The organism is Streptomyces sp. NPDC048504 (assembly GCF_043200035.1).
GTDB lineage: Bacteria > Actinomycetota > Actinomycetes > Streptomycetales > Streptomycetaceae > Streptomyces.
Window position 1 is genome coordinate 88,503 of the sequence record NZ_JBICXA010000008.1, and the last position, 25,569, is coordinate 114,071.

At 70.8% G+C, this 25,569-nt stretch carries 23 protein-coding genes; 14 read left to right on the forward strand and 9 right to left on the reverse strand.

Features of this window, described 5'->3' with window-relative positions; all coding sequences use genetic code 11:
- Positions 1-122 precede the first annotated feature (122 nt).
- The 5 genes from ACGFY9_RS21035 (at position 123) to ACGFY9_RS21055 (ending at position 4,544) form a co-directional block, all read left to right on the forward strand.
- Entirely contained in the window at positions 123-935 is an 813-nt protein-coding gene (locus ACGFY9_RS21035) for an SAM-dependent methyltransferase (protein WP_393756124.1), read from the forward strand.
- Positions 932-3,067, forward strand: a complete 2,136-nt coding sequence (locus tag ACGFY9_RS21040; protein ID WP_393756126.1) for a putative bifunctional diguanylate cyclase/phosphodiesterase — start codon at positions 932-934, stop codon at positions 3,065-3,067. The genes ACGFY9_RS21035 and ACGFY9_RS21040 overlap by 4 nt, the downstream gene beginning before the upstream one ends.
- Before the next feature lie 113 nt (positions 3,068-3,180).
- Positions 3,181-3,513, forward strand: coding sequence for a DUF4440 domain-containing protein (locus ACGFY9_RS21045; protein WP_393756690.1), 333 nt, complete (start codon positions 3,181-3,183; stop codon positions 3,511-3,513).
- Between the two features lie 104 nt (positions 3,514-3,617).
- A complete protein-coding gene (locus ACGFY9_RS21050) occupies positions 3,618-4,397 on the forward strand; it encodes an oxidoreductase (protein ID WP_393756128.1) in 780 nt (259 codons plus the stop codon).
- 9 nt (positions 4,398-4,406) lie between these two features.
- The gene (locus ACGFY9_RS21055; protein WP_393756130.1) at positions 4,407-4,544 is read left to right on the forward strand and encodes a hypothetical protein; all 138 of its coding nucleotides are present in this window, start codon (positions 4,407-4,409) and stop codon (positions 4,542-4,544) included.
- A 425-nt stretch (positions 4,545-4,969) separates the two neighbouring features.
- Here ACGFY9_RS21055 and ACGFY9_RS21060 read toward each other — a convergent pair whose 3' ends face one another.
- Positions 4,970-5,851 (reverse strand): LysR family transcriptional regulator, encoded by an 882-nt coding sequence (locus tag ACGFY9_RS21060; protein ID WP_393756132.1) that lies wholly within the window; start codon positions 5,849-5,851, stop codon positions 4,970-4,972.
- A 120-nt stretch (positions 5,852-5,971) separates the two neighbouring features.
- Here ACGFY9_RS21060 and ACGFY9_RS21065 point away from each other — a divergent pair, with 120 nt between their 5' ends.
- The 6 genes from ACGFY9_RS21065 to ACGFY9_RS21090 all read left to right on the forward strand — a co-directional run bounded on the left by ACGFY9_RS21065 (position 5,972) and on the right by ACGFY9_RS21090 (position 12,684).
- Positions 5,972-6,643, forward strand: coding sequence for a succinate dehydrogenase (locus tag ACGFY9_RS21065; RefSeq protein WP_393756692.1), 672 nt, complete (start codon positions 5,972-5,974; stop codon positions 6,641-6,643).
- A gap of 1 nt (position 6,644) precedes the next feature.
- Positions 6,645-8,597 (forward strand): fumarate reductase/succinate dehydrogenase flavoprotein subunit, encoded by a 1,953-nt coding sequence (locus tag ACGFY9_RS21070; RefSeq protein ID WP_393756134.1) that lies wholly within the window; start codon positions 6,645-6,647, stop codon positions 8,595-8,597.
- Positions 8,594-9,343 carry a succinate dehydrogenase/fumarate reductase iron-sulfur subunit gene (locus ACGFY9_RS21075; RefSeq protein WP_365299169.1) on the forward strand — a complete coding sequence of 250 codons (750 nt, stop codon included), beginning with the start codon at positions 8,594-8,596 and terminating at the stop codon, positions 9,341-9,343. Before ACGFY9_RS21070 ends, ACGFY9_RS21075 begins: the two co-directional genes overlap by 4 nt.
- A 377-nt stretch (positions 9,344-9,720) precedes the next feature.
- Entirely contained in the window at positions 9,721-10,494 is a 774-nt protein-coding gene (locus ACGFY9_RS21080; RefSeq protein WP_393756136.1) for a GNAT family N-acetyltransferase, read from the forward strand.
- Entirely contained in the window at positions 10,494-11,429 is a 936-nt protein-coding gene (locus tag ACGFY9_RS21085; protein ID WP_393756138.1) for a lysophospholipid acyltransferase family protein, read from the forward strand. Before ACGFY9_RS21080 ends, ACGFY9_RS21085 begins: the two co-directional genes overlap by 1 nt.
- 124 nt (positions 11,430-11,553) lie before the next feature.
- The gene (locus ACGFY9_RS21090; protein ID WP_393756140.1) at positions 11,554-12,684 is read left to right on the forward strand and encodes an alanine--tRNA ligase-related protein; all 1,131 of its coding nucleotides are present in this window, start codon (positions 11,554-11,556) and stop codon (positions 12,682-12,684) included.
- 64 nt (positions 12,685-12,748) lie between these two features.
- Here the strand turns inward: ACGFY9_RS21090 and ACGFY9_RS21095 are convergent, their stop codons facing one another.
- A complete protein-coding gene (locus ACGFY9_RS21095) occupies positions 12,749-15,103 on the reverse strand; it encodes an ATP-binding cassette domain-containing protein (protein ID WP_393756142.1) in 2,355 nt (784 codons plus the stop codon).
- 134 nt (positions 15,104-15,237) lie between these two features.
- Here ACGFY9_RS21095 and ACGFY9_RS21100 point away from each other — a divergent pair, with 134 nt between their 5' ends.
- Both ACGFY9_RS21100 and ACGFY9_RS21105 read left to right on the forward strand, forming a co-directional pair.
- The gene (locus ACGFY9_RS21100; RefSeq protein WP_393756144.1) at positions 15,238-17,709 is read left to right on the forward strand and encodes an ATP-dependent Clp protease ATP-binding subunit; all 2,472 of its coding nucleotides are present in this window, start codon (positions 15,238-15,240) and stop codon (positions 17,707-17,709) included.
- Positions 17,710-17,743: 34 nt separating this feature from the next.
- Positions 17,744-18,766, forward strand: coding sequence for an alcohol dehydrogenase (locus tag ACGFY9_RS21105; RefSeq protein WP_393756146.1), 1,023 nt, complete (start codon positions 17,744-17,746; stop codon positions 18,764-18,766).
- Here ACGFY9_RS21105 and ACGFY9_RS21110 read toward each other — a convergent pair.
- Together ACGFY9_RS21110 and ACGFY9_RS21115 are read right to left on the reverse strand one after the other, a co-directional pair.
- Positions 18,756-19,751: an LLM class flavin-dependent oxidoreductase gene (locus ACGFY9_RS21110; protein ID WP_393756147.1), complete on the reverse strand. Its 996-nt coding sequence runs from the start codon at positions 19,749-19,751 to the stop codon at positions 18,756-18,758. The genes ACGFY9_RS21105 and ACGFY9_RS21110 overlap by 11 nt on opposite strands.
- A 67-nt stretch (positions 19,752-19,818) precedes the next feature.
- The gene (locus tag ACGFY9_RS21115) at positions 19,819-20,241 is read right to left on the reverse strand and encodes a (2Fe-2S) ferredoxin domain-containing protein (protein WP_393756149.1); all 423 of its coding nucleotides are present in this window, start codon (positions 20,239-20,241) and stop codon (positions 19,819-19,821) included.
- A gap of 71 nt (positions 20,242-20,312) precedes the next feature.
- Between ACGFY9_RS21115 and ACGFY9_RS21120 the strand changes: the two genes are divergently transcribed.
- Entirely contained in the window at positions 20,313-20,804 is a 492-nt protein-coding gene (locus ACGFY9_RS21120) for a hypothetical protein (RefSeq protein WP_393756694.1), read from the forward strand.
- Between the two features lie 21 nt (positions 20,805-20,825).
- Here ACGFY9_RS21120 and ACGFY9_RS21125 read toward each other — a convergent pair whose 3' ends face one another.
- From ACGFY9_RS21125 to egtA, 5 genes are all read right to left on the reverse strand, one after another.
- Positions 20,826-21,041, reverse strand: coding sequence for a dodecin (locus tag ACGFY9_RS21125; protein WP_043670721.1), 216 nt, complete (start codon positions 21,039-21,041; stop codon positions 20,826-20,828).
- A gap of 93 nt (positions 21,042-21,134) precedes the next feature.
- Complete coding sequence (gene egtD, locus ACGFY9_RS21130; RefSeq protein WP_393756151.1) at positions 21,135-22,097, reverse strand: L-histidine N(alpha)-methyltransferase; 963 nt, start codon at positions 22,095-22,097, stop codon at positions 21,135-21,137.
- Complete coding sequence (egtC, locus tag ACGFY9_RS21135) at positions 22,094-22,873, reverse strand: ergothioneine biosynthesis protein EgtC (RefSeq protein ID WP_393756153.1); 780 nt, start codon at positions 22,871-22,873, stop codon at positions 22,094-22,096. Before egtC ends, egtD begins: the two co-directional genes overlap by 4 nt.
- Complete coding sequence (gene egtB, locus ACGFY9_RS21140; protein WP_393756155.1) at positions 22,873-24,213, reverse strand: ergothioneine biosynthesis protein EgtB; 1,341 nt, start codon at positions 24,211-24,213, stop codon at positions 22,873-22,875. Before egtB ends, egtC begins: the two co-directional genes overlap by 1 nt.
- Positions 24,210-25,520, reverse strand: a complete 1,311-nt coding sequence (egtA, locus tag ACGFY9_RS21145) for an ergothioneine biosynthesis glutamate--cysteine ligase EgtA (RefSeq protein WP_393756157.1) — start codon at positions 25,518-25,520, stop codon at positions 24,210-24,212. Before egtA ends, egtB begins: the two co-directional genes overlap by 4 nt.
- Positions 25,521-25,569: the final 49 nt, after the last annotated feature.

Sequence of the window (25,569 nt, forward strand, 5' to 3'; positions counted from 1 at the left end):
TCGGCACGTGCCACCGGCAATCAACGGGAACGGATGGTCAATTTCCGTTTCCGCTCGACCCTTTGGCGGGCGATCAGTAGCCTCAGCTCGAACACCGGATCGCCTACGCCTTGGAGAGATACATGGAGCGTCCCGCCTGGGCACCACGAAGCATCGACATCTCGGTGCCGAGCGTTTCGCGTATCTACGACTACTACCTGGGCGGTTCGCACAACTTCGAGGTCGACCGGGAAGCGGCCCGCAAGGCCATGGAGTTCCTCCCGGGACTTCCCAAGATCATGCAGGCCAACCGGGCGTTCATGCGTCGCGCCGTACGATTCGCGGCCGCCGAGGGCATCACCCAGTTCCTCGACATCGGCTCCGGAATTCCCACCTTCGGTAACGTCCACGAGGTGGCCCAGGCGGCCAGCCCCGGCGCCCGTGTCATGTACGTCGACCACGACCCGGTGGCGGTCGCGCACAGTCAGGCCGTCCTGGCCGGCAACGAGACCGCGGACGTCGTCGCGGCCGACCTCCGCAAGCCCCAGGAGATCCTGGCGAGCGCCGAGGTGCGGCGGCTGATCGACGTGAATCGGCCAGTGGCGCTGCTTCTCGTTGCCATACTGCACTTCGTGGAAGACGCGGACGACCCGTACGGAGCGGTGGCACAGCTGCGCGAGGCACTCGCGCCCGGCAGCCTGCTGATCCTCACCCATGCCTCGTACGAGGGAATCCCGTTGCCACCGGAGCGGGCAGAGGGCGCGGTGGACGTGTACAAGGACATTCGCAATCCGCTGATCATGCGCTCGCGCGACGAGATCGCGCGGTTCTTCGAGGGGTACGACATGGTGGAACCGGGACTGGTGCCGATGCCGGAGTGGCGGCCGGACACAGTGCTGGAGGACGAGGATCCGTACTCCTTCTCCGGATTCGCCGGCGTAGGACGCGCGGCGTGATCGCCGAGCCGGACGGGCCGGAGGGCAGACTGCGCAGGTTCGCGACCATCTGGAGCCGGGCGGTGTTCCCGGCGACCTCCACATCGCTGACCCGGCCCGAGTTCGAGGAACTGCTCCTGCCGCTGGCACGGCGGTTGAGCGAGGCGCTGCGCGCCAGGACCTTCGAGGCCGAGGAGGGCAAGGCGGTCGGCGCCGCCCTCGTCTCCGCGCACTGCACGGACCCCGACGCCCTCAGCCGCACCCTGGAGTGCGTCGACGCCTACCTGGTGCTCTACTGCGGCGGCGACGGCTCCCAGGAGGACCTGCGGATCCGCTCGGCCCGCCTCCAGCACGCCATGGCCGCCGGCTTCGCCCAGGCACTCCGTGAGCGCACGCTGGCCGAGCAGGAGGCCATCTCCGTGGCCGCCCTCCAGGCCCAGGGCGTCGTCGCCCAGGCCCTGCACGCGACCGAGGCCCGCTTCCGCGCGGTCTTCGAGGGCGCGGCCATAGGGATCGGCATGGCCGACCTCGACGGCAACATCCTCCAGGTCAACGGCGCGCTGCTGCGCATGTTCGGCGTCAACGACCAGACCATGGGCGGCCGCAACGTCCGCGAGTGGACCCACCCGGACGACGCCCCCCAGACCTGGACCCTCTACGACGAACTCGTCCGCGGCGAGCGCGAGCACTACCACGTCGAGAAGGCGTTCTACCGGCCTGACGGAACGGTCCTGTGGACCAACCTCACGGTCTCCCTGCTGCGTGACGCGGACGGCAACCCGCAGTACCAGCTCGCCCTCATGGAGGACACCACCGAGCGGCGGCTGCTCAACCTGCGGCTGCGCTACGAGGCGACCCACGACGCCCTCACCGGCCTCCCGAACCGCACCCTGTTCTTCGAACGCCTGGAGAAGGCGCTCGGCGCGGGCAACAACCAGCGGTTCGGCCTGTGTTACCTCGACCTCGACGGCTTCAAGACCATCAACGACAGTCTCGGCCACGCGGCCGGCGACCGGCTGCTCGTCGAGGTCGCCGACCGGCTGCAGTCGTGTGCGACCGCACCCGGCGAGATGGTCGCCCGGCTCGGCGGCGACGAGTTCGTCGCGCTGACCACCGGCCCCGACACCGAGCGCGAGGTCGACGAGCTCGCGGGCCGCATCATGAACGCGCTGATCACCCCCGTCAGCATCGACGGCCGCGACCTCACCGTGCGCGGCTCCATCGGCATCGTCGAGGGCCCGGCAGGCGAGCGCGGCCCCGCGGAGGTGCTGCGCAGCGCCGACATCACCATGTACCGCGCCAAGTCGGCGGGCGGCAACCGCTTCGAACTCGCCGACCCGGAGGCCGACGCCCGCGCGATCACGCGCCACGGCCTGACGACGGCACTTCCGGCGGCCCTGGACCGCAACGAGTTCTTCATCGAGTACCAGCCGCTGGTCCACCTCGGCGACGGCAGCGTGCGCGGCGCCGAGGCCCTGGTCCGCTGGCTGCACCCGCAGCACGGCGTGCTGGGCCCCGACCGCTTCATCCCGCTCGCCGAACACACCGGTCTGATCGTCCCGTTGGGCCGCTGGGTCCTGGAACAGTCCGTACGGCAGGCCCGCGCCTGGCGTGAGACCTACGGCGACGACATCCCCCTGCGCATCAACGTCAACCTCTCGCCCTGCCAGCTCACCCACCCCGGCCTGGTCCAGGACACCGTCGACATCCTGGAGCGCACCGGCGTCGCCCCCGACGCGCTCTGCCTGGAGGTCACCGAGTCGGCGCTGATCGGCGCCGACGACGACCTCCTGAAGCCGCTGCGGCGCCTCGCCGAGATGGGCGTCGACATCGCCCTGGACGACTTCGGCACCGGCTACTCGAACCTGGCCAACCTCCGCCGGCTGCCGGTCAGCATCCTCAAGCTGGACCGTTCCTTCACCCAGAGCATGCAGCAGTTCCCGGCCGACCCCGTCGACCTCAAGATCGTCGAGGGCATCGTCTCCCTCGCCCACAGCCTGAACCTCACGGTGACGGTCGAGGGCGTCGAGACGGGCGCGCAGGCCGAGCAGTTGCGGATACTGGGCTGCGACACGGCCCAGGGCTGGTACTACGCCCGCCCGGGCCCGCCGGAGCGACTGCACGACCTGGCGCTGGTGGACGCGACGGGGTGAGGGCGTAAGCCGGTTGCGGGAGGGCCGGGTTCGCGGGTGATCATGTGCGGGTGAATCGAGAAGCACCTGCGTCGGACGACGTGAACAAGGCGATCGAGGGCGAACTGGCCCTCATGGATCCGGCCGTCCGCTCCTCCCGCAGTGAGGCCGTCCGGCTGCTGGACCCCGAGTACGTCGAGGTCGGCGACTCGGGCCGGCACTACACGTACGACCACATGCTGGCCTGGCTGCCCGAGCACGCGGGCAGCGCGGCGGACGGTCCCCGCTACGTCCCGTCGGCCATCACGGGCATCGTCCTGGCCCCGGGCCTGGTGCAGCTCAGGTACGAGACGGACTTCGCCGGCCGCCGTGCCCGCCGCACGTCCCTGTGGCGGAAGCGCGACGAGGCGACGGGCTGGCGGATGTTCTACCACCAGGGGACTCCGGTGCCGCCGGACATCGACTAGGACCTGTGCGAGGGGCGTCGGCGGGAGAGGATGCCTGCGTGGCGGACGAACAGCCACCTGTCTCTCGCGCATCTCGTCGCATATCGCTGAAGGAGTTGGGCTCGATGAGTACCGAACTGCAGGGCAGGACCGCCGTGGTGACGGGCGCCAGCAAGGGCATCGGGCTGGCGGTCGTGGCGGCGCTGGCCGGGGCGGGCGCCACCGTCGTCGCCGGGTCGCGCACCACCACCGAGGGGCTGGACGCGCTGGTCAAGGAGTTCCCCGTCACCTGGGTGGCCGTGGACCTGGCCGAACCCGGTGCCGCCGAGCGGCTGGTCGAGGCGGCGGACGGGCGCGTGGACATCCTGGTGAACAACGTCGGCACGGCACCGCCGCGCACCGGCGGCTTCCTGTCCGTGACCGACGAGGACTGGCAGCGCACCCTCGACCTGAACCTCCTCACGGCGGTACGCGTCACCCGGGCCGCCCTGCCCCTGATGCTGGCCGCCGGGAAGGGCTCCGTGGTCACGATCGGCTCGGTCAACGCCACCCTGCCCGACCCACTGGTCATCGACTACAGCGCGGGCAAGGCCGCCTTGGTCGCCTTCTCCAAGGCACTGTCCAAGGAGGCCGGCCCCAAGGGCATCCGCGTCAACACCGTCAGCCCCGGCCCGGTCGAGACGGAGCTGTGGCTCGGCGGCGGTGGCGTGGCCGAGACCGTGTCGGCCGCCACCGGCCTCACCCCGGCCGAGGTCGCGGCCCAGGCCGCCGGCGCCACCGTCACCGGCCGCTTCTCCAAGCCCGCCGAGATCGCCGACGTGGTCCTCTTCCTCGCCGGCGACCGCGCGGCCAACCTCACCGGCAGCGACCTCGTGATCGACGGCGGATTCATCCCGACCTGGTGAACCGGCCGGGTGCCGACGGCCGACGAACTCCCGTACGCCGGCGCCCGGTTGCCGCTGCTTCTACGACGGCTGCCACAACCGCCCTCGGCACTGGCGTCCGGATGGAACCACCTGGCCCACCGCTCCCGCAGCCCCGGCCACACCTGACGCCCGCGCCGACGCCCGGCTGAGCCGGAGGCTCCCGCCATACCTGCCACGATCGGCTTCGGCCGTAGCGCCCGCGTGAGGCTCTGCGGCCCACCGCTCCCACGGCATCCGCGTCAGGGTCCCGCCGAGTTCGCGGTGTTCGCCGCTTCCAGGGCGGCCAGCGCATCTGGCGCCCGCGCCCTCGTGTGCCCGGTAGGCCGGCGGCTCCCGTAGCGCCTGCTGAGCCGGGCATCAGCGACAGCGCCCGGGCGAGGCGCTGCGGCTCGCAGCTTCCGTGGCATCCGGTGAGGGTCCGGCCGAGGTCGCGGAGTTCACCGCTTCCACAGCCGCCATCCGCGCCCGCCGCCTCCCGAGTCCGCGCAGCCCACGCTTCCCGGTACAACCGGCATCCGCAACAGCCCCCCGCCGAGCCCGCGCAGCTCACCTCACCGCTCCAACAACATCCGCTGCAACTCCCTCGCCGCCCGCGGCGGAGCCACATCGCTGCGGTGTGCGAGGGCGATCGTCCGGTGCAGTCCGGGACGGGCCAGCGGGGTCACCCGCAGCCCGCGCCCGGACTTGGTCGCGACCATGCGCGGGACTACGGCCACGCCGAGCCCCGCCCGGACGAAGCCGAGGACCGCGTCCATCTCGCCGCCCTCCACCGCGAAGTCCGGTTCGAAGCCCTCGGCGCGGCATGCGGCGACGGTCAGTTCGCGCAGGTCGTAGCCGTGCCGGAACATGACCAGGCGCTCGCCCTCCAGGTCGGAGATCCGTACCGTCCGGCCGCGCCCCGGTACGGACGCCTCCGGCGACGACACCACCACCAGGTCCTCGCGCAGCAGTTCCACCGTCGTCAACGCCGGTGAGGGGGTGGGCAACGGCAGGACCACCAACGCCAAGTCGAGGGCGCCGCGCGCGAGTTCGCGTACGAGATCGTGCGAACCGCCCTCCTCGATCAGCAGCCGGATGCCCGGATAGCGGTCGTGGAAGGCGCGCAGCACGTCCGGGAGCAGGCCTGTGCACAGGCTCGGGGTCGCGCCCAACCTGATCCGCCCGCTTCGGAGTTGGGCCAGTTCCTGCACCTCGTGCCGGGCCGTGTCCGCGTCCGCCAGGATGCGCCGGGCCAGCGGCAGCAGTGCCTCGCCCGCGTCCGTGAGCGTGATGTTGCCGCGGGCCCGCAGGAACAGATCCGCGCCCAGCTCCCGCTCCAGCGCCTTGATCTGCTGGGACAGCGAGGGCTGCGCGACATGGACCAGATCGGCGGCCCGGGTGAAGTGCCGGGTCTCGGCGACCGCCACGAAGTACTGGAGCTGCTGGAACTGCATGCACCAATGATAGTCGCAGCCTATGGAAACCAGGCAGACCATGTCTTGGACCGATCGGGTATCGGGCGTCTAGCGTCCGTAGACATGGCTCTGGCAACGCGGACGGACCGACGGCCGTCGATGGCGCGCACGGTGTGGGACAGCTCCGTCGGCAAGAAGACAGTGATGGCGGTCAGCGGCCTGATCATGCTGCTGTACCTGGTCGTCCACATGATCGGAAACCTGAAGATCTTCTTCGGCGCGGGCGAGTTCAACCACTACGCCCACTGGCTGCGCACCGTCGGCGAACCCTTCATGCACTACGAGTGGACGCTCTGGCTCGTCCGGATCGTCCTCGTCGTCGCCGTGGTCGCCCACGCCGTCTCCGCGTACCAGCTCAGCCGCCGCGACATCAAGGCGCGCCCCAGCAAGTACGTCCACAAGAAACGCCGGGCGAGCTACGCCACCCGCACCATGCGCTGGGGCGGCATCATCCTCGCCCTGTTCATCGTCTGGCACATCCTCGACCTGACGACAGGCACCGTGCACTCGGGCGGTTTCCAGGAGGGCCACCCGTACCAGAACGTCGTGGACACCTTCTCCACCTGGTACGGCGACGTCATCTACATCGTCGCGATGCTCGCCCTCGGCCTGCACGTCCGGCACGGCTTCTGGAGCGCCGCCCAGACCCTCGGCGCGGGCAACCGCAGCCGCGACCGTGCCCTGAAGACCGTCGCCAATGTCCTCGCGCTGCTGCTCACGGCCGGCTTCATCGCCGTACCCGTGGGCGTCATGACCGGAGTGGTGAGCTGAAATGGCCCTTGAATACGCCGACTTCACGACCGGGGAACCCGTCGCCGACATCAAGTCCCCGACAGGCCCCATCAATGAGCGCTGGGACACCCGCCGTTTCGAGGCCAAACTGGTCAACCCCGCCAACCGACGCAAACACACGGTGATCGTCGTCGGCACCGGCCTCGCGGGCGGTTCGGCGGGCGCCACCCTCGCCGAACAGGGCTACCACGTCGTCCAGTTCTGCTACCAGGACTCCCCGCGCCGCGCCCACTCGATCGCCGCCCAGGGCGGCATCAACGCGGCGAAGAACTACCGCAACGACGGCGACTCCGTCCATCGCCTCTTCTACGACACCGTCAAGGGCGGCGACTTCAGGGCGCGGGAGTCCAACGTCCACCGCCTGGCGCAGATCTCGGTCGAGATCATCGACCAGTGTGTGGCCCAGGGCGTGCCGTTCGCGAGGGAGTACGGCGGCCTGCTCGACACCCGCTCCTTCGGCGGCGTGCAAGTGTCGCGGACCTTCTACGCCCGCGGCCAGACAGGGCAGCAACTCCTCCTCGGCGCCTACCAGGCCCTGTCCCGGCAGATCGCCGCCGGCAACATCGAGATGCACCCGCGCACCGAGATGCTCGACCTGATCGTCGTAGACGGAAAGGCACGCGGAATCGTCGCTCGCGACCTCATCACGGGCCGTATCGACACCTACTTCGCGGACGCCGTCGTCCTCGCCAGCGGCGGCTACGGCAACGTCTTCTACCTGTCGACGAACGCCATGAACTCCAACGCCACCGCCGTCTGGCGCGCGCACCGGCGCGGCGCGCTCTTCGCCAACCCGTGCTTCACACAGATCCATCCGACCTGCATCCCGCGCACCGGCGACCACCAGTCCAAACTCACGCTGATGAGCGAGTCGTTGCGCAACGACGGCCGGATCTGGGTGCCGAAGGCCAAGGGCGATACGCGCCCCGCGAACCAGATCCCCGAGGACGAGCGCGACTACTACCTGGAGCGCATCTACCCGGCCTTCGGCAACCTCGTGCCCCGCGACATCGCCTCCCGCGCCGCGAAGAACGTGTGCGACGAGGGCAGGGGCGTCGGCCCCGGCGGGCAGGGCGTCTACCTCGACTTCGCCGACGCCATCGGGCGGTTGGGGCGGAAGGCCGTCGAGGAGAAGTACGGCAACCTCTTCGACATGTACGCCCGGATCACCGCCGAGGACCCGTACACGGTCCCGATGCGGATCTACCCCGCCGTGCACTACACGATGGGCGGACTCTGGGTCGACTACGACCTCCAGACCACGATCCCGGGCCTGTTCGCGATCGGCGAGGCCAACTTCTCCGACCACGGCGCCAACCGCCTCGGCGCCTCCGCGCTGATGCAGGGCCTCGCGGACGGCTACTTCGTCCTCCCGGCGACGATCAACGACTACCTCGCGCGGAACCCCGGACACGAGGAGATCGGCGTCCAACACCCCGCCGTACAGGAGGTGTTGGCGGAGACCGAGGACCGCCTCAACCTCCTCCTCGCGGTGGACGGCGACCGCACCCCCGACTCCTTCCACCGCGAACTCGGCGAACTCATGTGGGAGTTCTGCGGCATGGCCCGCACCGACAGCGGACTGCGCAAGGCGCTGGAACGGATCCCGCAGATCCGCGAGGAGTTCTGGCGGCGGATCAAAGTCCCCGGCACCGGCGAGGAGTTCAACCAGTCCCTGGAGAAGGCGAACCGGATCGTCGACTACCTCGAACTCGCCGAGCTGATGTGCCTCGACGCACTCAACCGCGCCGAGTCCTGCGGCGGGCACTTCCGCGAGGAGTCGCAGACCCCGGACGGCGAAGCGGAGCGCAGGGACGAGGAGTTCAGCTATGCGGCCGCCTGGGAGTTCACCGGGACCGGCTCATCTCCCGTACTGCACAAGGAAGACCTGGTCTTCGAGTACGTCCACCCCACTCAGCGGAGCTACGCATGAAGCTCACCCTGCGCGTCTGGCGGCAGAAGAACGCCGACGCCGAAGGCGCCATGTCCACCTACCAAGTGGACGGAATCTCCACGGACATGTCGTTCCTGGAGATGCTCGACACCCTCAACGAAGAACTCATCCTCAAGGGCGAGGACCCGGTCGCCTTCGACCACGACTGCCGCGAGGGCATCTGCGGCGCCTGCTCCCTCGTCATCAACGGCGACGCCCACGGCCCGGAGCGCACCACCACCTGCCAGCTCCACATGCGGTCCTTCGAGGACGGCGACACGATCGACATCGAACCGTGGCGCGCCTCCGCGTTCCCGGTCGTCAAGGACCTCGTGGTCGACCGCTCGGCCTTCGACCGGATCATCCAGGCCGGCGGCTACATCACCGCCCCGACCGGAGCCGCCCCCGAGGCGCACGCCACCGCCGTCCCCAAACCGGACGCCGACTTCGCCTTCGAGCACGCCGAGTGCATCGGCTGCGGAGCGTGCGTCGCCGCGTGCCCGAACGGGGCCGCGATGCTCTTCACCTCCGCCAAGATCAACCACCTCAACGTCCTTCCACAGGGCGCCCCCGAGCGCGAGACCCGCGTCCTCGACATGGTCGCGCAGATGGACGACGAGGGCTTCGGCGGCTGCACCCTCGCCGGCGAATGCGCCACCGCCTGCCCGAAGGGCATCCCGCTGGTCTCCATCACCGGCATGAACAAGGAATGGCTGCGGGCCACCCGCAAGGCGGCCAAGCGCTGAACTCCCCCACGAACTCCCTTAGGGCACAAGAACGTTCGCCGACAAGATGCGGACGGGCGGGACCGGGAGTGGTGCTCATCCCCGGTCCCGCCAGGCATTTTCGACCGGTTGAGAAGATGAGGGAACTCCCACCGGACCCCCGTCGTTGACGGCTTACGGCCGTCGGCCGCCGCTCCGGGACACCGCCGGACCGCGCCCGAGTGAACGCCAGGTGTTGAGCGCCGGGGCGTGAGGACGCCGTTCAACAACCCCACATCCCGGCTCCGGGCACAGGTCACGCGCAGGACGCCCGGCGTAGGAAGAACTGTTGCGGCTGGACGTACGGAACCGGCCAGCCAGTTCCCCCCGCCGAACCCGGCCCGTGATCAGGGAGAGCCATGACCGGCGTTTCCACCCTCGACCGTCCCTCGCAGCCCGACGCGCCGACCCGCTACACCGTCACGCTCGCCCGCGACGAGGACGATGTGCGTGCCGCGCAGCGGCTGCGGCACGACGTCTTCGCCGGGGAGATGGGCGCCCACCTCTCCAGCCCGCAGCCCGGCCTGGACGTCGACGCCTTCGACGCCTACTGCGACCACCTCCTCGTCCGCGACACGGTCACCGGGCAGGTGGTCGGCACCTACCGGCTGCTGCCGCCCGAGCGCGCCGCGGTCGCCGGGCGGCTCTACTCGGAGAGCGAGTTCGACCTCGCCCCCCTCGACTCGATCCGCCCGGGCCTCGTCGAGGTCGGCCGCTCCTGCGTCCACCCCGACCACCGCGACGGCGCAGTCATCGGCCTCATCTGGGCCGGTATAGCCCGCTACATGGTCGACCGCGGCCACGAGTGGCTCGCCGGCTGCTGCTCCATCCCGCTCGCCGACGGTGGCGCCCTCGCCGCCGGCACCTGGGACCGGGTCAGCGCCAAGCACCTCGCCCCGGAGGAGTTCCGGGTACGACCGCTGCTGCCCTGGAGTGCCGACGGCGTGACCCGCCCCGCCGGACGCGTCGAACTCCCGCCGCTGCTGCGCGGATACGTCCGCCTCGGCGCCTGGGTGTGCGGCGAGCCCGCCCACGACCCGGACTTCGGGGTCGCCGACCTGTACGTGCTGCTGTCGATGCGCCGGGTCAACCCGCGCTATTTGCGGCACTTCCTCTCGCTCGTCCCGGCGTGATGAGCGTCTGGCTGCCCAGCGCGCCCTGCACCCCCAGGGCGTGCATCGAGTCGAAGGGGTCCGTCACGGCCGTACCGCGTGCCGTGCTGCGCTTCATGGCGGTCCTGGTCGTGGTGGCCGCCGGGGCCGCACTCACCCCGATCGGCGGGCGGATCCCCGCCCGCGCGGTGCGCTGGTGGTGCCGGACGATCGTCCGGGCCGCCGGCATCCGGCTCCGCATCACCGGCACCACCACGCCCACCGGCGGGCTGCTGCTGGTCGCCAACCACATCTCGTGGCTGGACATCCCGCTGCTGGCCGCCGTACGCCCGGCCCGCATGCTGGCCAAGGCCGAGATCCGGCACTGGCCCGTCGCCGGGACACTCACCGCGGGCAGCGGCGCCCTGTTCATCGACCGCGACCGGCTGCGCGCGCTGCCCGAGACGGTCGCCTCCATCGCGGGCGCCCTGCGCGCCGGCGGAGCGGTCGCCGTCTTCCCCGAGGGCAGCACCTGGTGCGGCCGGGCCCAGGGCCACTTCCGGCGGGCCGTCTTCCAGGCCGCGCTGGACGCCGGAGTCCCCGTCCAGCCCGTCGGCCTGCACTACCTGACCGACGGCACCGCCAGCACCGTGCCCGCCTTCGTCGGCAGCGACTCCCTGCTCACCTCGGTGTGGCGGGTCGTGTCGACGCGTGGGCTCGTCGCCGAGGTGGAGGTGGGCGAGACCATAGCGCCCGGCAGCCACTCCGACCGCCGCTCCCTCGCCCATGCGGCGCAGGCCGGGGTGACGGCTCAGCCCCAGCACCAGGACCACTGCACGTCGGTGGCGCGGGCCCCGGTGGAAATCCGCAGGACGGCGCGGAGGCGTCCTGTTAGCGTGGTGTCCATGAGGATCATCAAGCACACCGGCACGACCGCGACCGCGCGAGCGACCAGCTCGCCGGCCGCCGACGTGTGATCTGACCTCACTGACCTCTCCCGGCGGCCGGAAACGGACCGCCGGGTTTGTCGTTTCCAGCCCCCTCGCGCGCTGCCCCGCGGTCCCTTCCGGTCTCCACCCGACCCACGAAGGACTCACCGCCATGAACACCGACGACGTCGTCCGTACGTTCCTCGACTTCTACCGCGAACGCGGACACGAGCTGATCACCGGCAGCTCGCTCCTGCCGCCGCCCTCGGACCCGGTCCTCTTCACCACGTCCGGCATGCACCCGCTCACGCCGTATCTCCAGGGCCGCCCGCATCCACAGGGACGGCGGCTCGTCAACGTCCAGCGCTGTCTGCGCACCACGGATCTCGACGAGGTCGGCGACCTCACCCATCTGACCGTGTTCGAGATGCTCGGCTCATGGTCGTTGGGCGACTACGGCCATCCGCAGAGCCTGCGTTGGGGGTACGAGCTGCTGCGGGACGGCTTCGGTATCCCGCGCGAGAGGTTGTACGGCACTGTCTTCGGCGGCGATGAGCAGGTGGGCCCCGACCTTGAATCGCTGGACACCTGGCGGGAGTTGGGTGTGCCGGTTGAGTCGACCCGGGACGAGAACTGGTGGTCCAACGGGCCTGTGGGGCCCTGTGGGCCTGACTCGGAGATCTTTTTCTGGACCGGGGACGGGCCGCCGGAGGGGACCCCGACCAGTGATTCGCGCTGGGTGGAGATCTGGAACCACGTGCACATGCGGCTGGAGCGGGGTGAGGACGGTGGGCTCGTTCCGTTGCGGCAGGTGAGCGTTGATACCGGGATGGGGTTGGAGCGGCTTGTGTCTGTCCTTCAGGGGCGGCGGTCGGTCTATGAGACGGATCTGTTCGAGCCGTGGACGCGGACGGTTTCGCTGCTGTGGGAGCTGGACGAGCGCTCGATGCGGGTGGTCTGTGATCATCTTCGGTCGAGTGTTGTCGTCCTGGGGGAGGGGGTACGGCCTTCCAACACCGGGCGTGGGTATGTGGTGCGGCGGTTGATTCGGCGGCTGCTCACGGTTCTGTGGCGGGGTGATGACTCGCGTACGTTGTCCGACTTGCCGGGGGAGCTTGTTGGTACCGGCACTGTGCGAGGGGTGTTGCTGAATGAGGAGCGGCGGTTCTCTCAACTGCTTGAGCGGGGGCGGCGGGTGTTGTCTCGGCCGGAGTTTCGGGGGGTGTTGAGTGAGGAGGACTTTCGCTACCTCCATGACACTTATGGGTTGCCTCGGGAGTGGGTTGCCGGGCTTCAGAGGTAGTTGGTTGGCCGCGGGTGCGTGGGGGCTGGTCGCGCAGTTCCCCGCGCCCCTAAAGGAAGGGCGTCTACGCCAGCGCGTTTGCCAGGTAGGGGGCCGTTGCGCTGTCGCTCGCCCCTGCTACCTTCCTCGGCGGGCCCGCCGCCACGATCCTGCCCCCCTCGTCTCCTCCACCGGGGCCCAAGTCGATCACCCAGTCCGCCCCCGCCACCACCGTCATGTCGTGCTCGACCACGATCACGGTGTGGCCGGCGTCGACCAGGCCGTGGAGTTGGCGGAGGAGGACCTCTACGTCGGCCGGGTGGAGGCCGGTTGTCGGCTCGTCGAGGAGGTAGAGGGTGTGGCCGCGTCGGCCGCGCTGCAACTCCGCGGCCAGTTTGATGCGTTGGGCCTCGCCGCCGGACAACTCGGTGGCCGGCTGGCCCAGATGGAGGTAGCCGAGGCCCACGTCCAGGAGTGTGGTCAGGCTGCGGGCCACGGCCGGAGTGTCCGCGAAGAACTCCGCCGCGCTCTCCACCGTCAGGTCGAGGACCTGCGCGATGTTCCGTTCGCGGTACGTCACTTGGAGCGTCTCGGGGTTGTAGCGGGCCCCGCCGCAGTCCGGGCAGGGCGCGTAGGTGCTGGGGAGGAAGAGCAACTCGACGCTGACGAAGCCCTCGCCCTGGCAGGTCTCGCAGCGGCCGCCCGTCACGTTGAAGGAGAACCGGCCTACGCCGTAACCCCGTTGGCGTGCTTCGTCCGTCGACGCGAACACCTTGCGGACGACGTCGAAGAGGCCGGTGTACGTCGCCAGGTTCGAGCGGGGGGTGCGGCCGATCGGCTTCTGGTCCACCGACACCAGGCGGACCACGCCCGGGAGTTCCTCGGTGATCTCGCCGATCAGCGTGGATTTGCCTGAGCCCGAGACGCCGGTTACCGCTGTGAACAGGCCCAGGGGGAACTCCGCCGTCACGTCACGCAGGTTGTGCCGCGTCACCGGGCCCACCTTCAACTCGCCTCGTGGCGAACGGACTTCGCGGGGCGGCGTGGGGGAGTCGTCGAAGAGGAAACGGGCCGTCGCCGATTCCTGCACCGCCGCAAGCTCCGCCACCGGTCCGCTGTGCAGTACCTGTCCGCCGTGCTCGCCGGCCAGCGGGCCCACGTCCACCAGCCAGTCGGCGGCGCGCATGACGTCCAGGTGGTGCTCCACCACGAACACCGAGTTGCCCGCGGCTTTCAGCCGGTCCAGGACCGTGAGCAGGGCCTCCGTGTCCGCGGGGTGCAGGCCGGCGGACGGTTCGTCCAGGACGTAGACGACACCGAAGAGGCCGGACCTCAACTGGGTTGCCAGGCGCAGGCGTTGGAGCTCGCCTGCCGAGAGGGTGGGGGTCGCGCGGTCCAGGCTGAGGTAACCGAGGCCGAGTTCGAGGATCGGGGCGATGCGGGAGGTGAGGTCCTCGGTGAGGACGCGTGCCGCCTCCGATGAGCCGTGGAGTGTGTTCGCCAACTCCGCGAGTGGCAGCGCGGCCAGGTCGGCGATCGTGCGGCCCGCGATCGTCACCGCCAGGGACTCGGCGCGCAGTCTGCTGCCTCCGCAGACCGGGCAGGGGGAGCTCGTCAGGAAGCGTTCCGTCTTGGTGCGGAGGGTGGGGCTCTTCGTGTCCGCGAACGTCTTCATGACGTAGCGGTGGGCGCTCATGTACGTGCCCTGGTACGGGCGTTGGATGCGGTCCGCGTCCCGGATGGGGTGGACCGTGACCACCGGTTGCTCGTCCGTGAACAGGATCCACTTCCGCTCGTCGGCGGGGAGTTCGCGCCACGGCACGTCCACGTCGTAACCGAGCGTGTCGAGGATGTCGCGCAGGTTCTTGCCCTGCCAGGCGCCCGGCCACGCGGCGATCGCGCCCTCGCGGATCGAGAGGGAGGGGTCGGGGACGAGGGACTCCTCGGTGGTGCGGTGGACCCGGCCCAGGCCGTGGCACTCCGGGCATGCGCCCGCCGCCGTGTTGGGGGAGAAGGCGTCCGAGTCGAGGTGTTCCGCGCCGGGTGGGTAGTCGCCCGCTCGGGAGAACAGCATCCGGAGGGAGTTCGAGAGGTTGGTGACCGTCCCCACCGAGGAGCGCGAGGTGGGGGTCGAGCGGCGCTGCTGGAGGGAGACCGCCGGGGGCAGGCCGGTGATCTCGCCGACTTTCGGCGCGCCTACCTGGTGGATCAGACGGCGGGCGTACGGCGCCACCGACTCGAAGTAGCGGCGCTGGGCCTCCGCATAGATCGTGCCGAACGCGAGGGACGACTTTCCGGAGCCGGAGACGCCTGTGAACACGGTCAACACGTCCCGCGGGATGTCGACGTCGACGCCCTGGAGATTGTGCTCGCGGGCGTCGCGGACACGGACGTAGGAGTCGGGGATGTGGCGGGTGCGGGGAGCGCGAGGGCTGTGCATGACCCGGCGAGTCTATGCGAGCACTCCCGGTGCCGCCCGCTGACCTGCGGGGGTGCGCGGGTGTCCGCGCTGTGCCACGTTGGAAGACACGGATGCCAGTCGCCGCCCAGTTGCCGCATGGAAGGTCCGTGGCCATGACTACTCCCGGATTCGGTTTCGGACGCAGCCCCTTCGAGGAATTCGACGAGCTGATGTCCCGGTATTTCGGCGGTTCGGGGCCGGCGGCACCGCCGCGCCGGACCCAGCGCGTCGACATCGGGAGTCTGCTGTCCGAACGGGCCCGTGAGCTGGTGGCCCAGGCGCGGGACATCGCCGCCGTCGAAGGCAGCGAGGAACTCGATGCCCGGCATCTGCTGGCCGCCGCCACCGAGCAGGAGTCGACCAGGCGGCTGCTCGCCGAGGCGGGCGCGGACCCCGACCGGATCCGGGAACGGCTGACCGCCGGGGCCGAGGCCGGCCCGAAGACCGAGCCCACCACGCTCACCCCGGCCGCCAAGCGGGCCCTGCTCGACGCGTACCAGATCTCCCGCGCCGAGGACTCCTCGTACATCGGCCCCGAACACCTGCTGCGGGCCCTGGCCGCCAACCCCGAGTCGGCCGCCGGACAGGCTCTCGCGGGCAGCGGCTGGGAGGGTGACCGGGTGCCCACCGGTTCCGAGCCCGAGCGCAAGCGGCCGAGCGGTACGCCCACCGTCGACGAGTACGGGCGTGACCTCACCGAGGACGCCCGTGCCGGGCGGCTCGACCCGGTGATCGGGCGGGACGACGAGGTCGAGCAGACCATCGAGGTGCTGTCCCGGCGCAGCAAGAACAACCCCGTCCTCATCGGCGACCCCGGCGTCGGCAAGACCGCCGTCGTCGAGGGCATCGCCCAGCGGATCGTCGCCGGTGATGTACCGAAGACCCTCGAAGGCAAGCGGCTCGTCTCCCTGGACCTGGCCGGGATGGTCGCCGGCACCAAGTACCGGGGCGAGTTCGAGGAGCGGCTGAAGAAACTCCTCGACGAGGTGAGCGAGCACGGTGACGAACTGGTGCTGTTCCTCGACGAGTTGCACACCGTCGTCGGCGCGGGTGGCGGTGGGGACGGTGCGCTGGACGCGGGCAACATGCTCAAACCCGCCCTGGCCCGTGGGCAGTTGCACCTCATCGGTGCCACCACCGTCGACGAGTACCGCAAGTACATCGAGAAGGACTCCGCGCTGGAACGCCGCTTCGCGCCCATCCTGATCGGCGAACCGACCGTCGACGACACCATCGAGATCCTGCGCGGCCTGCGCGACCGCTACGAGGCCCACCACCAGGTCCGTATCACCGACGAGGCCGTCGTCGCGGCGGCCGAGCTGTCCGACCGGTACATCACCGCGCGCTTCCTGCCCGACAAAGCCATCGACCTGATGGACCAGGCCGCGGCACGCGTACGGCTGCGCGCCAAGACCCCGCTCTCCGACACCCGCGAGGTCGAGGACCGGCTCGCCGCCCTGAACCGCGAGAAGGACCAGGCCGTCGCCGACGAGGAGTACGAGCGGGCCAAGGAGATCCGCGACCGGATCAGGGAAACCGAGGCCGAGTTGAAAGCGGGCGGCTCCGCGGAGGAGCAGGCGCCGAAGGTCACCGCCGAGGACATCGCCGAGGTCGTCTCCCGCACCACGGGCATCCCCGTCGCCCAGCTCACCGAGGAGGAACGCGCCCGGCTGATGAAGCTGGAGGAGCACCTCCACGAGCGGGTCGTCGGCCAGGACGAGGCCATCACCGCCGTCGCCCGCGCGGTACGCCGTGCTCGCGCCGGCATGAGCGACCCGAACCGGCCCATCGGCAGCTTCCTCTTCCTCGGGCCCACCGGCGTCGGCAAGACGGAACTGGCCCGCGCGCTCGCCGCGGCCCTCTTCGGCGACGAGAGCCGCATGATCCGCCTCGACATGAGCGAGTTCCAGGAACGGCACACCGTCTCCCGCCTGGTCGGAGCGCCTCCCGGATACGTCGGCCACGACGAGGCCGGGCAGCTCACCGAGGCCGTCCGCAGGCAGCCGTACGCCGTGCTGCTGCTCGACGAGGTCGAGAAGGCGCATCCCGACGTCTTCAACACGCTGCTGCAACTCCTCGACGACGGACGGCTCACCGACTCGCAGGGGCGCACGGTCGACTTCAAGAACACCGTAGTGATCATGACGTCGAACATCGGCGCCGACCGTATCCTCGCCGCGGGTGTCGACGACTACGCCAAGGTCCGCGAGACCGTGATGCCGGTCCTGAACCAGCACTTCCGCCCCGAGTTCCTCAACCGCATCGACGAGATCATCGTCTTCCGCGGCCTGGAACGCGCCCAACTCCGCGACATCGTCGACCTGTTGCTGGAACACACCCGGCGCAGGCTGCACGCGCAGGACGTCACCCTGGAGGTCACCGACGCGGCGGCGGACCTGCTGGCGAACCTCGGCTACCAACCCGACTTCGGCGCCCGCCCGTTGCGCCGCACCATCCAGCGCGAGGTCGACGACCGGCTCGCCGACATGCTGCTCGCGGGCGAGTTGAACGCGGGCGACCAGGCACAGGTCGACGCGAGCGACGGCTCGATCGAGATCAGGGCACGCCAAGCGGCCGAGCACTAGCCCAGTCGCATTCGCACCCCTCTGGGAGACAGGTATGAGCAGTTATCGAGTCGCGCAAGTGGGCGCGGCCGGCGGCGAGTTCACGATCGTCGAGCGGGACGTGCCGGAGCCGGGACCGGGCCATGTGCGGATCGCCGTGGAGGCCTGCGGGATCTGCCACAGCGACACCTTCTTCGTGAACGCCGGAGTACCGGGCGTACGGTTCCCGCTCGTCACCGGGCATGAGATCGCCGGACACATCGACGCGCTCGGCGAGGGCGCCTCGGACAGCGGCTGGCGGGCCGGCGACCGGGTCTCCGTCGGCTGGTTCGGCGGCAGCTGCGGCCACTGCACCCCGTGCAGGCAGGGCGACTTCATCGTCTGCGAGAACATGAAGGTGCCCGGCTGGGCCTACGACGGCGGCTTCGCGGAGATGGCCGTGGCACCGGTCGACGCGCTCGCCCGGATCCCCGACAGCCTGTCGGCGAGTGTCGCCGCGCCCATGGGGTGCGCGGGCGTGACCACGTTCAACGGGCTGCGGCGAAGTTCCGCGGGGCCGGGCGATCTGGTGGCCATCCTCGGACTCGGCGGCCTCGGTCACCTGGGCGTGCAGTACGCGGCGGCCATGGGATTCGAGACCGTGGCGATCGCGCGGGGTGCCGAAAAGGCCGATTTCGCCAAGCAGTTGGGCGCACACCACTACGTCGACAGTACGGCGGACACGGATGTCGCGGACGCGCTGAAGGCACTCGGCGGTGCCAAGGTAGTGCTGGCCACGGCGGGCAACTCCGACGCCGCCACGGCGACCGTGGAGGGGCTGCGGCCCCGCGGCGAGCTGGTGGTCATCGGGGCGGACACCGCCCCGTTGGGGATCAGCCCGCTCCAACTGCTCATGAGCGCCAAGGTGGTTCGGGGCCATCCCTCCGGCACCGCGCAGGACGTGCAGGACACGCTTGCCTTCAGCGCCCTGCACAACATCCGCCCGATGGTGGAGACCGTCCCCCTGGACCAGGCCGGGGAGGCCTACGAGCGGATGCTGTCCGGCGCCGCGCGCTTCCGGATGGTGCTCACGCCATGAGCGAGGCGAGCCGCCGGTAGGAGTCCAGCAGGGCTTCGCGGTCGTAGGTGCTGGTGGTGACGAGCACCTCGTCGGCCGCCGTCTCCTTCAGCACCGTCTCCAGCTCGTGGGCCACCTGTTCCTCGGTGCCCGCGAGCTGTCCGGTGAGCCCGGCCTCGTAGAAACCGAACTCCTTGTCGGTCATGGGCAGTTGCTCCACGCGCTCGGCGGGGGGCAGCGGCGGGAAGGTGCCGTGGGTGCGCGAGTACGCCATCGACCAGGCCTCCGGGACGAGCAGCCGCCGGGCCGCCTCGGGGATGGCGGCCACCGCGATCGTGCCCGAGATGACGACATACGGCTGCGCGGCCCACAGGGAGGGGCGGAAGCGGGCGCGGTAGTGGTCGATGCCGCGCCGCATCTTGTCGCGGTTGCGGAGGTCGCCGATCACCATCGGCAGGCCCGCGCGGGCCGCGATGTCGGCGCCCTCGCCCATCGCGAGCACGAACGGCGGGACGCTCAGGCCCTCCGAGGGCCGCGCGTGGGCGCCGGTGGGTGACGTACCCCGGAACCAGTCGAGGAGTTCGTCGAGTTGTCCGGCGAAGTCGTCGGCGTCGTCCTTGTCGCGGCCCAACGCCTTGCGCACGCCGTCGGTGAAGCCGACCGAGCGGCCGAGTCCCATGTCGATCCGGCCCGGGAACAGCGACTCCAGCACCCCGAACTGCTCGGCCACGACCAGGGGTTGGTGATTGGGCAGCATCACCCCGCCCGTGCCGACCCGGATGCTCCGGGTCGCCGAGGCGACGGCGGCGGCCAGCACGGTCGGCGCGGAACCGGCGACCCCGGGCACGCCGTGGTGCTCCGACACCCAGAACCGGTGATAGCCCAGCTCCTCGACCTCCCGCGCGAACCGCACGGTGTCGCGCAGCGCCTCGGCGGGCGGATGCCCCTCGCGGGTGCGGGACCGGTCGAGGACGGAGAAGGGGGTCGAGGCGATCACTGAACTCACATCAGGGTCAACGCCGGGGAGGCTCCGGCATTCCCGTTCCCGCACGTGGAGGTTCCGTGCGGGCTCCTCACCGCCGCGACCGGACGCGTGCGTCCCGGGGCGGGTCGATGAACTGCAGCTCCAGCGTGACGGGCGGCGCGGCCATGCCCGGTCCGCCCGCCGCCGTCCACTCCAGGACTTCCTCCGTGCAGTCGTCGTCCATCGCGAACCCGACCCAGATCGGCCGTCCACCGGACCGCCGCCCCGCGGCCGACGGCTGGACGACGATCACGTTGGCCTGGTCGCAGGGGCCCAGGCAGTCCGTCGTACGCACGGCGAAACCGTGCTCGGCGGCACCCGCGCGCAGCCGTTCCAGCTGCCAGGCGTGGTCGGTGCCGGGGTGCTTGCGCGGGTCGCCGCAGCAGCAGCCCCGGCAGACGACCAGGGTGCAGGGCCGCTCGCGGGCGGCGCCGATCAGGAACGTACGGGGGGCGGGAGTGGCGGCAGACATGTGAGAAGCATGAGGCCAGGGCCTCGGGCGGTCGTTGCCGGGGTGCGGGCTCTGTCTAGGGTGGGCGTGTGATCGCCGACAACAAGCGCCCGCCGCTCGCCGTGTTCGACCTCGACAACACCCTCGCCGACACGGCGCACCGGCAACGGTTCCTGGAGCAGAGGCCGCGCGACTGGGACGGCTTCTTCGGCGCCGCGCCGCAGGACCCGCCGTTGGCGGAGGGCATCGCGCTGGCCCTGGAGTACGCCGAGGAGTGCGAGGTCGTCTATCTGACCGGGCGGCCCGAACGCTGCCGGCGCGACACGCTCGCCTGGCTCGCCGCGCAGGGGCTGCCCGAGGGGCGGGTCCTCATGCGGCGCAACGACGACCGCAGGCCCGCCCGGCGCACCAAGCTGGAGAAACTCAGGCAGCTCGCCCGCGACCGCGACATCCGGGTCCTCGTGGACGACGACGAGCTGGTTTGCGCCGACGCCGAACGGGCCGGGTTCAGGGTCGTACGGGCCCGCTGGACCTCCCCCTCCGCCGCGCTGGAGGCGGCACAGGAGGGGGAGGGCCGGACCTGAGGGCTCTCGTCCTTGCGGAGGTCAGTCCTCGTCCTCGATGCGGAAGCCGACCTTCAGGCCGACCTGGAAGTGCTCGATCTGCCCGTTCTCGATCTGGCCCCTGACCTGGGTCACCTCGAACCAGTCCAGGCCGCGCAGGGTCTGCGCGGCGCGGGCGACGCCGTTGCGGATGGCCTGGTCGATGCCCTCGTGAGAGGTGCCGACGATCTCGGTGACCCGGTACGTGTGGTTGGACATGCGGGTACTCCTCTCGGCCGTGACGGGCGCGTCACGCGTTACTCCACCGTGCCCCACGGCGCGGCAGTGCGCGAGACGGCCCGTCACCGGTCGTCAGCGCACCACGCTCAGTGACAGCGCGAAACGTCCTTCCCGGTCGGTCCACCAGTGGGTCAACTCCAGCCCGGTGGCGGCCAGTTCGGACCGCACGCCCTCCTTGCGGAACTTCGCCGAGATCTCGGTGCGGAGTTCCTCGCCGGCCGTGAAGTCGACGGCGAGATCGAGCGCGGGGATCTTCACGGTCTGGTCCGTGCGGGACCGCAGCCGCATCTCGATCCACTCGTTGTCGGCGTCCCAGAGGGCGACGTGGTCGAACGCGCCGGCGTCGAAATCGGCGCCGAGTTCGCGGTCGACCACGGTCAGGACGTTCTTGTTGAACGCGGCCGTCACCCCGGCCGCGTCGTCGTACGCCCTGACCAGGACCTGCTCGTCCTTCACCAGGTCCGTGCCGAGCAGGAGCGCGTCGCCGGGGGAGAGGAGTGAGCGCAGGCCCGCGAAGAACGTGGCGCGTTCCGCCGGGAGCAGGTTGCCGATCGTGCCGCCCAGGAACGCCAGGAGGCGCGGGCCCGGTGTCTCCGGCAGGGTGAGGTCGCCGGTGAAGTCGGCGATCAGGGCGTGGACATCGAGACCCGGGCGTTCCTCGATGAGGGCGTGCCCGGCCTGCGTGAGCGCGCTCTCGCTGACGTCGACGGGGACGTACACGGCCAGGCCGGTCAGCGCGTCGAGCAGGTGACGTGTCTTGTCCGAGGACCCGGAGCCCAGCTCGACGAGCGTGCGGGCGCCGGTCGCGGCGGCGATCTCGGCCGCGCGGTCGACGAGGATCTCCCGCTCGGCGCGCGTAGGGTAGTACTCGGGCAACTCGGTGATCTGCTCGAAGAGTTCGCTGCCGTGGGCGTCGTAGAACCACTTCGGCGGGAGCGTCTTCGGGGTGCTGGTGAGGCCCTCCAGGACGTCGGCGCGCAGAGCCGCGTCGGTGGCGTCCTCGGGCAGGGTGCGGGTGAGAAGGAACGGACTCACGTGCGGGGCTCCTTCGACGGTGCGGGTGCCAGGTCCTTCAGGGGGGTGAGGAGGACCTCCGTGCGGGTTGCGGTGAGCAGAGTGCGGTCGGGGGCCTCCTGCCAGTGCGGGTCGTCGTCGTAGGGCTCGGAGGCCACGACCGTGCGGCGGCCGGGTTCCGAGAGGTACCAGAGGGTGTCGCCCCAGGCCGTCGCGGCGATCGTCTCGCCGTCGGTGAGAAGGAGGTTGAGGCGGGAACCGGGGGCCGCCGCGGCGACCTCCACCACCGTGTCGGCCAGCGCCTGGCCCTCCTCGTCGCCCGCCCGGAGCCGGTTCAGGAGCAGCGCCCAGACGAGGGCCGAGTCGCAGCGGGCCTCCAGGGACAACAGGTCCACCGGCGGCAGGCGTTGGGCCAGGGCGGCCAGGGTCTGCGGCCAGCCGGTGACGGCGCCGTTGTGGCTGAACAGCCAGGGGCCCGCGGCGAACGGCGCCGAGGCGGCCTCCCCATCGGCACCCGCGAACGTCGCGTCCCGTACGGCGGCCAGCAGCGCCCCCGAGCGGACCACGCGGGCCAGATCGGCGAAGGACTGGTCGCCCCAGATGGGCACGGCCCGCCGGTAGCGGCCCGGCACCGGATCGCCCTCGGCGTACCAACCCACCCCGAAACCATCGGCGTTGACCGTCCCGTACCGCTGCCGCCGGGGCTCCCAGGACTGCCGGTACAGGCTGTGCTCCGGGTCCACGAGGAGCCGGCCGAGCGGTTCCTCGGGTCCCAGGTACGCCAGGTGACGGCACATCAGACGGCCCCCGAGCGGGCCGTACGGAAGCCGGAGAAGATCTGCCGCCGGATCGGATAGTCCCAGTTGCGGAACGTGCCCCGGCAGGCCACCTCGTCCACGGCGAACGAACCGCCCCGCAGCACCTTGTACTCGGGGCCGAAGAACACCTCCGAGTACTCCTTGTACGGGAACGCCTTGAAGCCCGGGTAGGGCAGGAAGTCGCTCGACGTCCACTCCCACACGTCACCGATCAACTGGCGTACGCCGAGCGGTGACTCGCCCGCGGGATAGCTGCCGGCGGGGGCCGGACGCAGGTGCCGTTGGCCGAGGTTGGCGTGCTCGGGAGCCGGATCGGCGTCGCCCCACGGGTAGCGCATCGAGCGGTCGGCCGTCGGGTCGTGGCGGGCCGCCTTCTCCCACTCGGCCTCGGTGGGCAGCCGGCGTCCGGCCCAGCGGGCGTAGGCGTCGGCCTCGTACCAACAGACGTGCACCACCGGCTCGTCGAGCGGTACGGCCTCCGTGACGCCGAACCTGCGGCGCAGCCACTGACCCGCCTCCCGGCGCCAGAACCCGGGCGCCGTAAGGGAGTTGCGGCGGATGTGGGCCCATCCCTCCGTCGTCCACCAGCGCGGGTCGTCGTAGCCGCCGTCCTCGATGAACGCCAGATACGCGCCGTTCGTGACCGGTGTGGTGTCGATGTGGAAGGGCGCCACCTCCCGCCGGTGCGCGGGCCGTTCGTTGTCCAGGGCCCACGGCTCCGTCGAGGTGCCCATCGTGAACGGGCCGCCGGGGACGAGGACTTCGGACGGGCCGGTGAACAGGGGCATCGGCTCCGGGTCGGGAGCCGTCAACGCCTGCGGGCCCGTGCGGAGCTGATGGGTGATCAACATCGTTTCGTCGTGCTGCTGTTCGTGCTGGGCGACCATCCCGAAGGCGAAACCCATGTCGGTGAGCCGCGTCCCGCGGAAGGCGTGGCTCTCCAGTACGTCCGTCACCCGGCCGCGCACCTCGGCCGCGTAGTGGCGGGCCTCGGCGGGCGGCAGCAGGGGCAGCGAGGGGCGTTCGGAACGCGGGTGCTCGAACGCGTCGTAGAGGCCGTCGATGTCGGGCCGCATCGCGTCCCGGCCGCCGACGGCGCGCAGCAGCCACAGTTCTTCCTGGTTGCCGATGTGTGCGAGGTCCCAGACCAGCGGGGACATCAACGGCGAGACCTGGGCGGTGAGTTCGGGCTCGTCCACACAGCTCGTGAGGAGCGTGGTGCGGTCCCGGGCCGTGGTCAGGGTGGTCAACGCCCGTTGCCTGAGCGCCTCGATATCGATGTCAGCAGGGGTGTCGGCGGCGGTGTCGGCGTCGGTCATGTGCGGATGTCCTTCCCGTGCGGGCGGCTGTCCGTGCCACGCACGCGGTCGAGCAGATCGTCGGCGGGGCAGCGGCCCCGGACGACATAGCGGTCGAAGTACGCGCGGACGGCGTCCGTGACCCCGGCGGTGGCGCCGAGCCCGGGCAGGGCCTCCAGTGCCGCCGCGAAGCAGACGAGGGCGACCTCATGCAGCTCCGGGTCGGACAGCCCATAGCGGGCCGCGTCGATCCACAGCGGATTGTGCGGCGCGGGCAGCCCCTGGGTCCGTTCGGCCAGCGGCTTCACGGCCCGGTAGGCGGTCTCGGCGGCCTCGGGGTCGTCGAACAGCGCCGTCGTCACGGCCAGCGGCACGATCCAGCCGTCGTCCCCGGGCTGCGCGTCGATCATGCGCAGTTCGAGATGGCCACGCGGTCTGACCGGCGGGAACAGCGTCGAGACGTGGTAGTCGAGATCCTCACGGGTCGGCGGCCTGGGCGCCCCCGACCTGATCCACTCCCGGAACGTCAGCTCCTCCGGGACCTCCCACGGGCCGCTGTCCTGCCGTATGCACATCACCGGCGAGTCCAGGACATGATCGGTCCAGGCGTCGCGCGGCTCCGCGTCCAGGGTCGGACCGCCCGCGCGGCCGGGGCCGATCTCCATCCAGATCAGCTGCCGGGTGGAGCGCCAGCCGGTGGGGCTGCGGCCGACCAGCGGGGAGTTGGCGAACGCGGCCACCAGGACCGCGCCCAGCTGGTGCGCCAGCCACCAGCGCCGCCCGAGGCCGAGCGGACCGGGCTCCTCGTAGCCGGCGTCCAGACACACCTGCACGGACGCCGAGGTGCACATCATGCGACGGCCCGCGGGGCCGGTGCGGTCGAGGCACGCCTCCATGGCGTCGTAGCGCGGCTCGTGCAGGAACCGGCGCGGCGGATGCCAGGGATCATGGCCGACACCGACCAGCCCCAGGCCGTCGCGGCGCAGCACCGCGCGGACGGCGTCCAGGTCTTCGGAGACGGAACCGATGCACTCCATCAGAGAGGCGGCGGGCGACGAGCTGAGTTCCAGCTGGCCGCCGGGCTCGACAGTGAGCGCCGACCTCAGAGGCACGGTCTTCAACGCGGCGTAGGCCGCTTCGAGTCTTTCGGGTGTCACGGGGAGCTGCGGCAGGCGCAGCTCGTGGACGAGCCATTCCACTTCGACCCCGAGCGTGCGGGGCGGACCGGTCTTGAAGCAGATGCCCCTGACCAGGGCCTCCACCTCGGGTTCGGTGACCGCGGTACGGGGCTCCGTACAGTCGCTACAGTCACTTGCCGTATCGGACATGTCGGGATCCTCCTGAGATTCCACCATGCCACCGGCCAGGTGTCGGACA

What these genes read in the sequence shown, in the direction of transcription:
- ACGFY9_RS21035 (WP_393756124.1), top strand. Translation starts at nt 123, where the DNA reads ATGGAGCGTCCCGCCTGGGCACCACGAAGCATCGACATCTCGGTGCCG.
- ACGFY9_RS21045 (WP_393756690.1), top strand. Translation starts at nt 3,181, where the DNA reads ATGGATCCGGCCGTCCGCTCCTCCCGCAGTGAGGCCGTCCGGCTGCTG.
- ACGFY9_RS21050 (WP_393756128.1), top strand. Translation starts at nt 3,618, where the DNA reads ATGAGTACCGAACTGCAGGGCAGGACCGCCGTGGTGACGGGCGCCAGC.
- ACGFY9_RS21060 (WP_393756132.1), bottom strand. Translation starts at nt 5,851, where the DNA reads ATGCAGTTCCAGCAGCTCCAGTACTTCGTGGCGGTCGCCGAGACCCGG.
- ACGFY9_RS21065 (WP_393756692.1), top strand. Translation starts at nt 5,972, where the DNA reads ATGGCGCGCACGGTGTGGGACAGCTCCGTCGGCAAGAAGACAGTGATG.
- ACGFY9_RS21070 (WP_393756134.1), top strand. Translation starts at nt 6,645, where the DNA reads ATGGCCCTTGAATACGCCGACTTCACGACCGGGGAACCCGTCGCCGAC.
- ACGFY9_RS21075 (WP_365299169.1), top strand. Translation starts at nt 8,594, where the DNA reads ATGAAGCTCACCCTGCGCGTCTGGCGGCAGAAGAACGCCGACGCCGAA.
- ACGFY9_RS21080 (WP_393756136.1), top strand. Translation starts at nt 9,721, where the DNA reads ATGACCGGCGTTTCCACCCTCGACCGTCCCTCGCAGCCCGACGCGCCG.
- ACGFY9_RS21085 (WP_393756138.1), top strand. Translation starts at nt 10,494, where the DNA reads ATGAGCGTCTGGCTGCCCAGCGCGCCCTGCACCCCCAGGGCGTGCATC.
- ACGFY9_RS21090 (WP_393756140.1), top strand. Translation starts at nt 11,554, where the DNA reads ATGAACACCGACGACGTCGTCCGTACGTTCCTCGACTTCTACCGCGAA.
- ACGFY9_RS21095 (WP_393756142.1), bottom strand. Translation starts at nt 15,103, where the DNA reads ATGCACAGCCCTCGCGCTCCCCGCACCCGCCACATCCCCGACTCCTAC.
- ACGFY9_RS21100 (WP_393756144.1), top strand. Translation starts at nt 15,238, where the DNA reads ATGACTACTCCCGGATTCGGTTTCGGACGCAGCCCCTTCGAGGAATTC.
- ACGFY9_RS21105 (WP_393756146.1), top strand. Translation starts at nt 17,744, where the DNA reads ATGAGCAGTTATCGAGTCGCGCAAGTGGGCGCGGCCGGCGGCGAGTTC.
- ACGFY9_RS21115 (WP_393756149.1), bottom strand. Translation starts at nt 20,241, where the DNA reads ATGTCTGCCGCCACTCCCGCCCCCCGTACGTTCCTGATCGGCGCCGCC.
- ACGFY9_RS21125 (WP_043670721.1), bottom strand. Translation starts at nt 21,041, where the DNA reads ATGTCCAACCACACGTACCGGGTCACCGAGATCGTCGGCACCTCTCAC.
- egtC (WP_393756153.1), bottom strand. Translation starts at nt 22,873, where the DNA reads ATGTGCCGTCACCTGGCGTACCTGGGACCCGAGGAACCGCTCGGCCGG.
- egtB (WP_393756155.1), bottom strand. Translation starts at nt 24,213, where the DNA reads ATGACCGACGCCGACACCGCCGCCGACACCCCTGCTGACATCGATATC.
- egtA (WP_393756157.1), bottom strand. Translation starts at nt 25,520, where the DNA reads ATGTCCGATACGGCAAGTGACTGTAGCGACTGTACGGAGCCCCGTACC.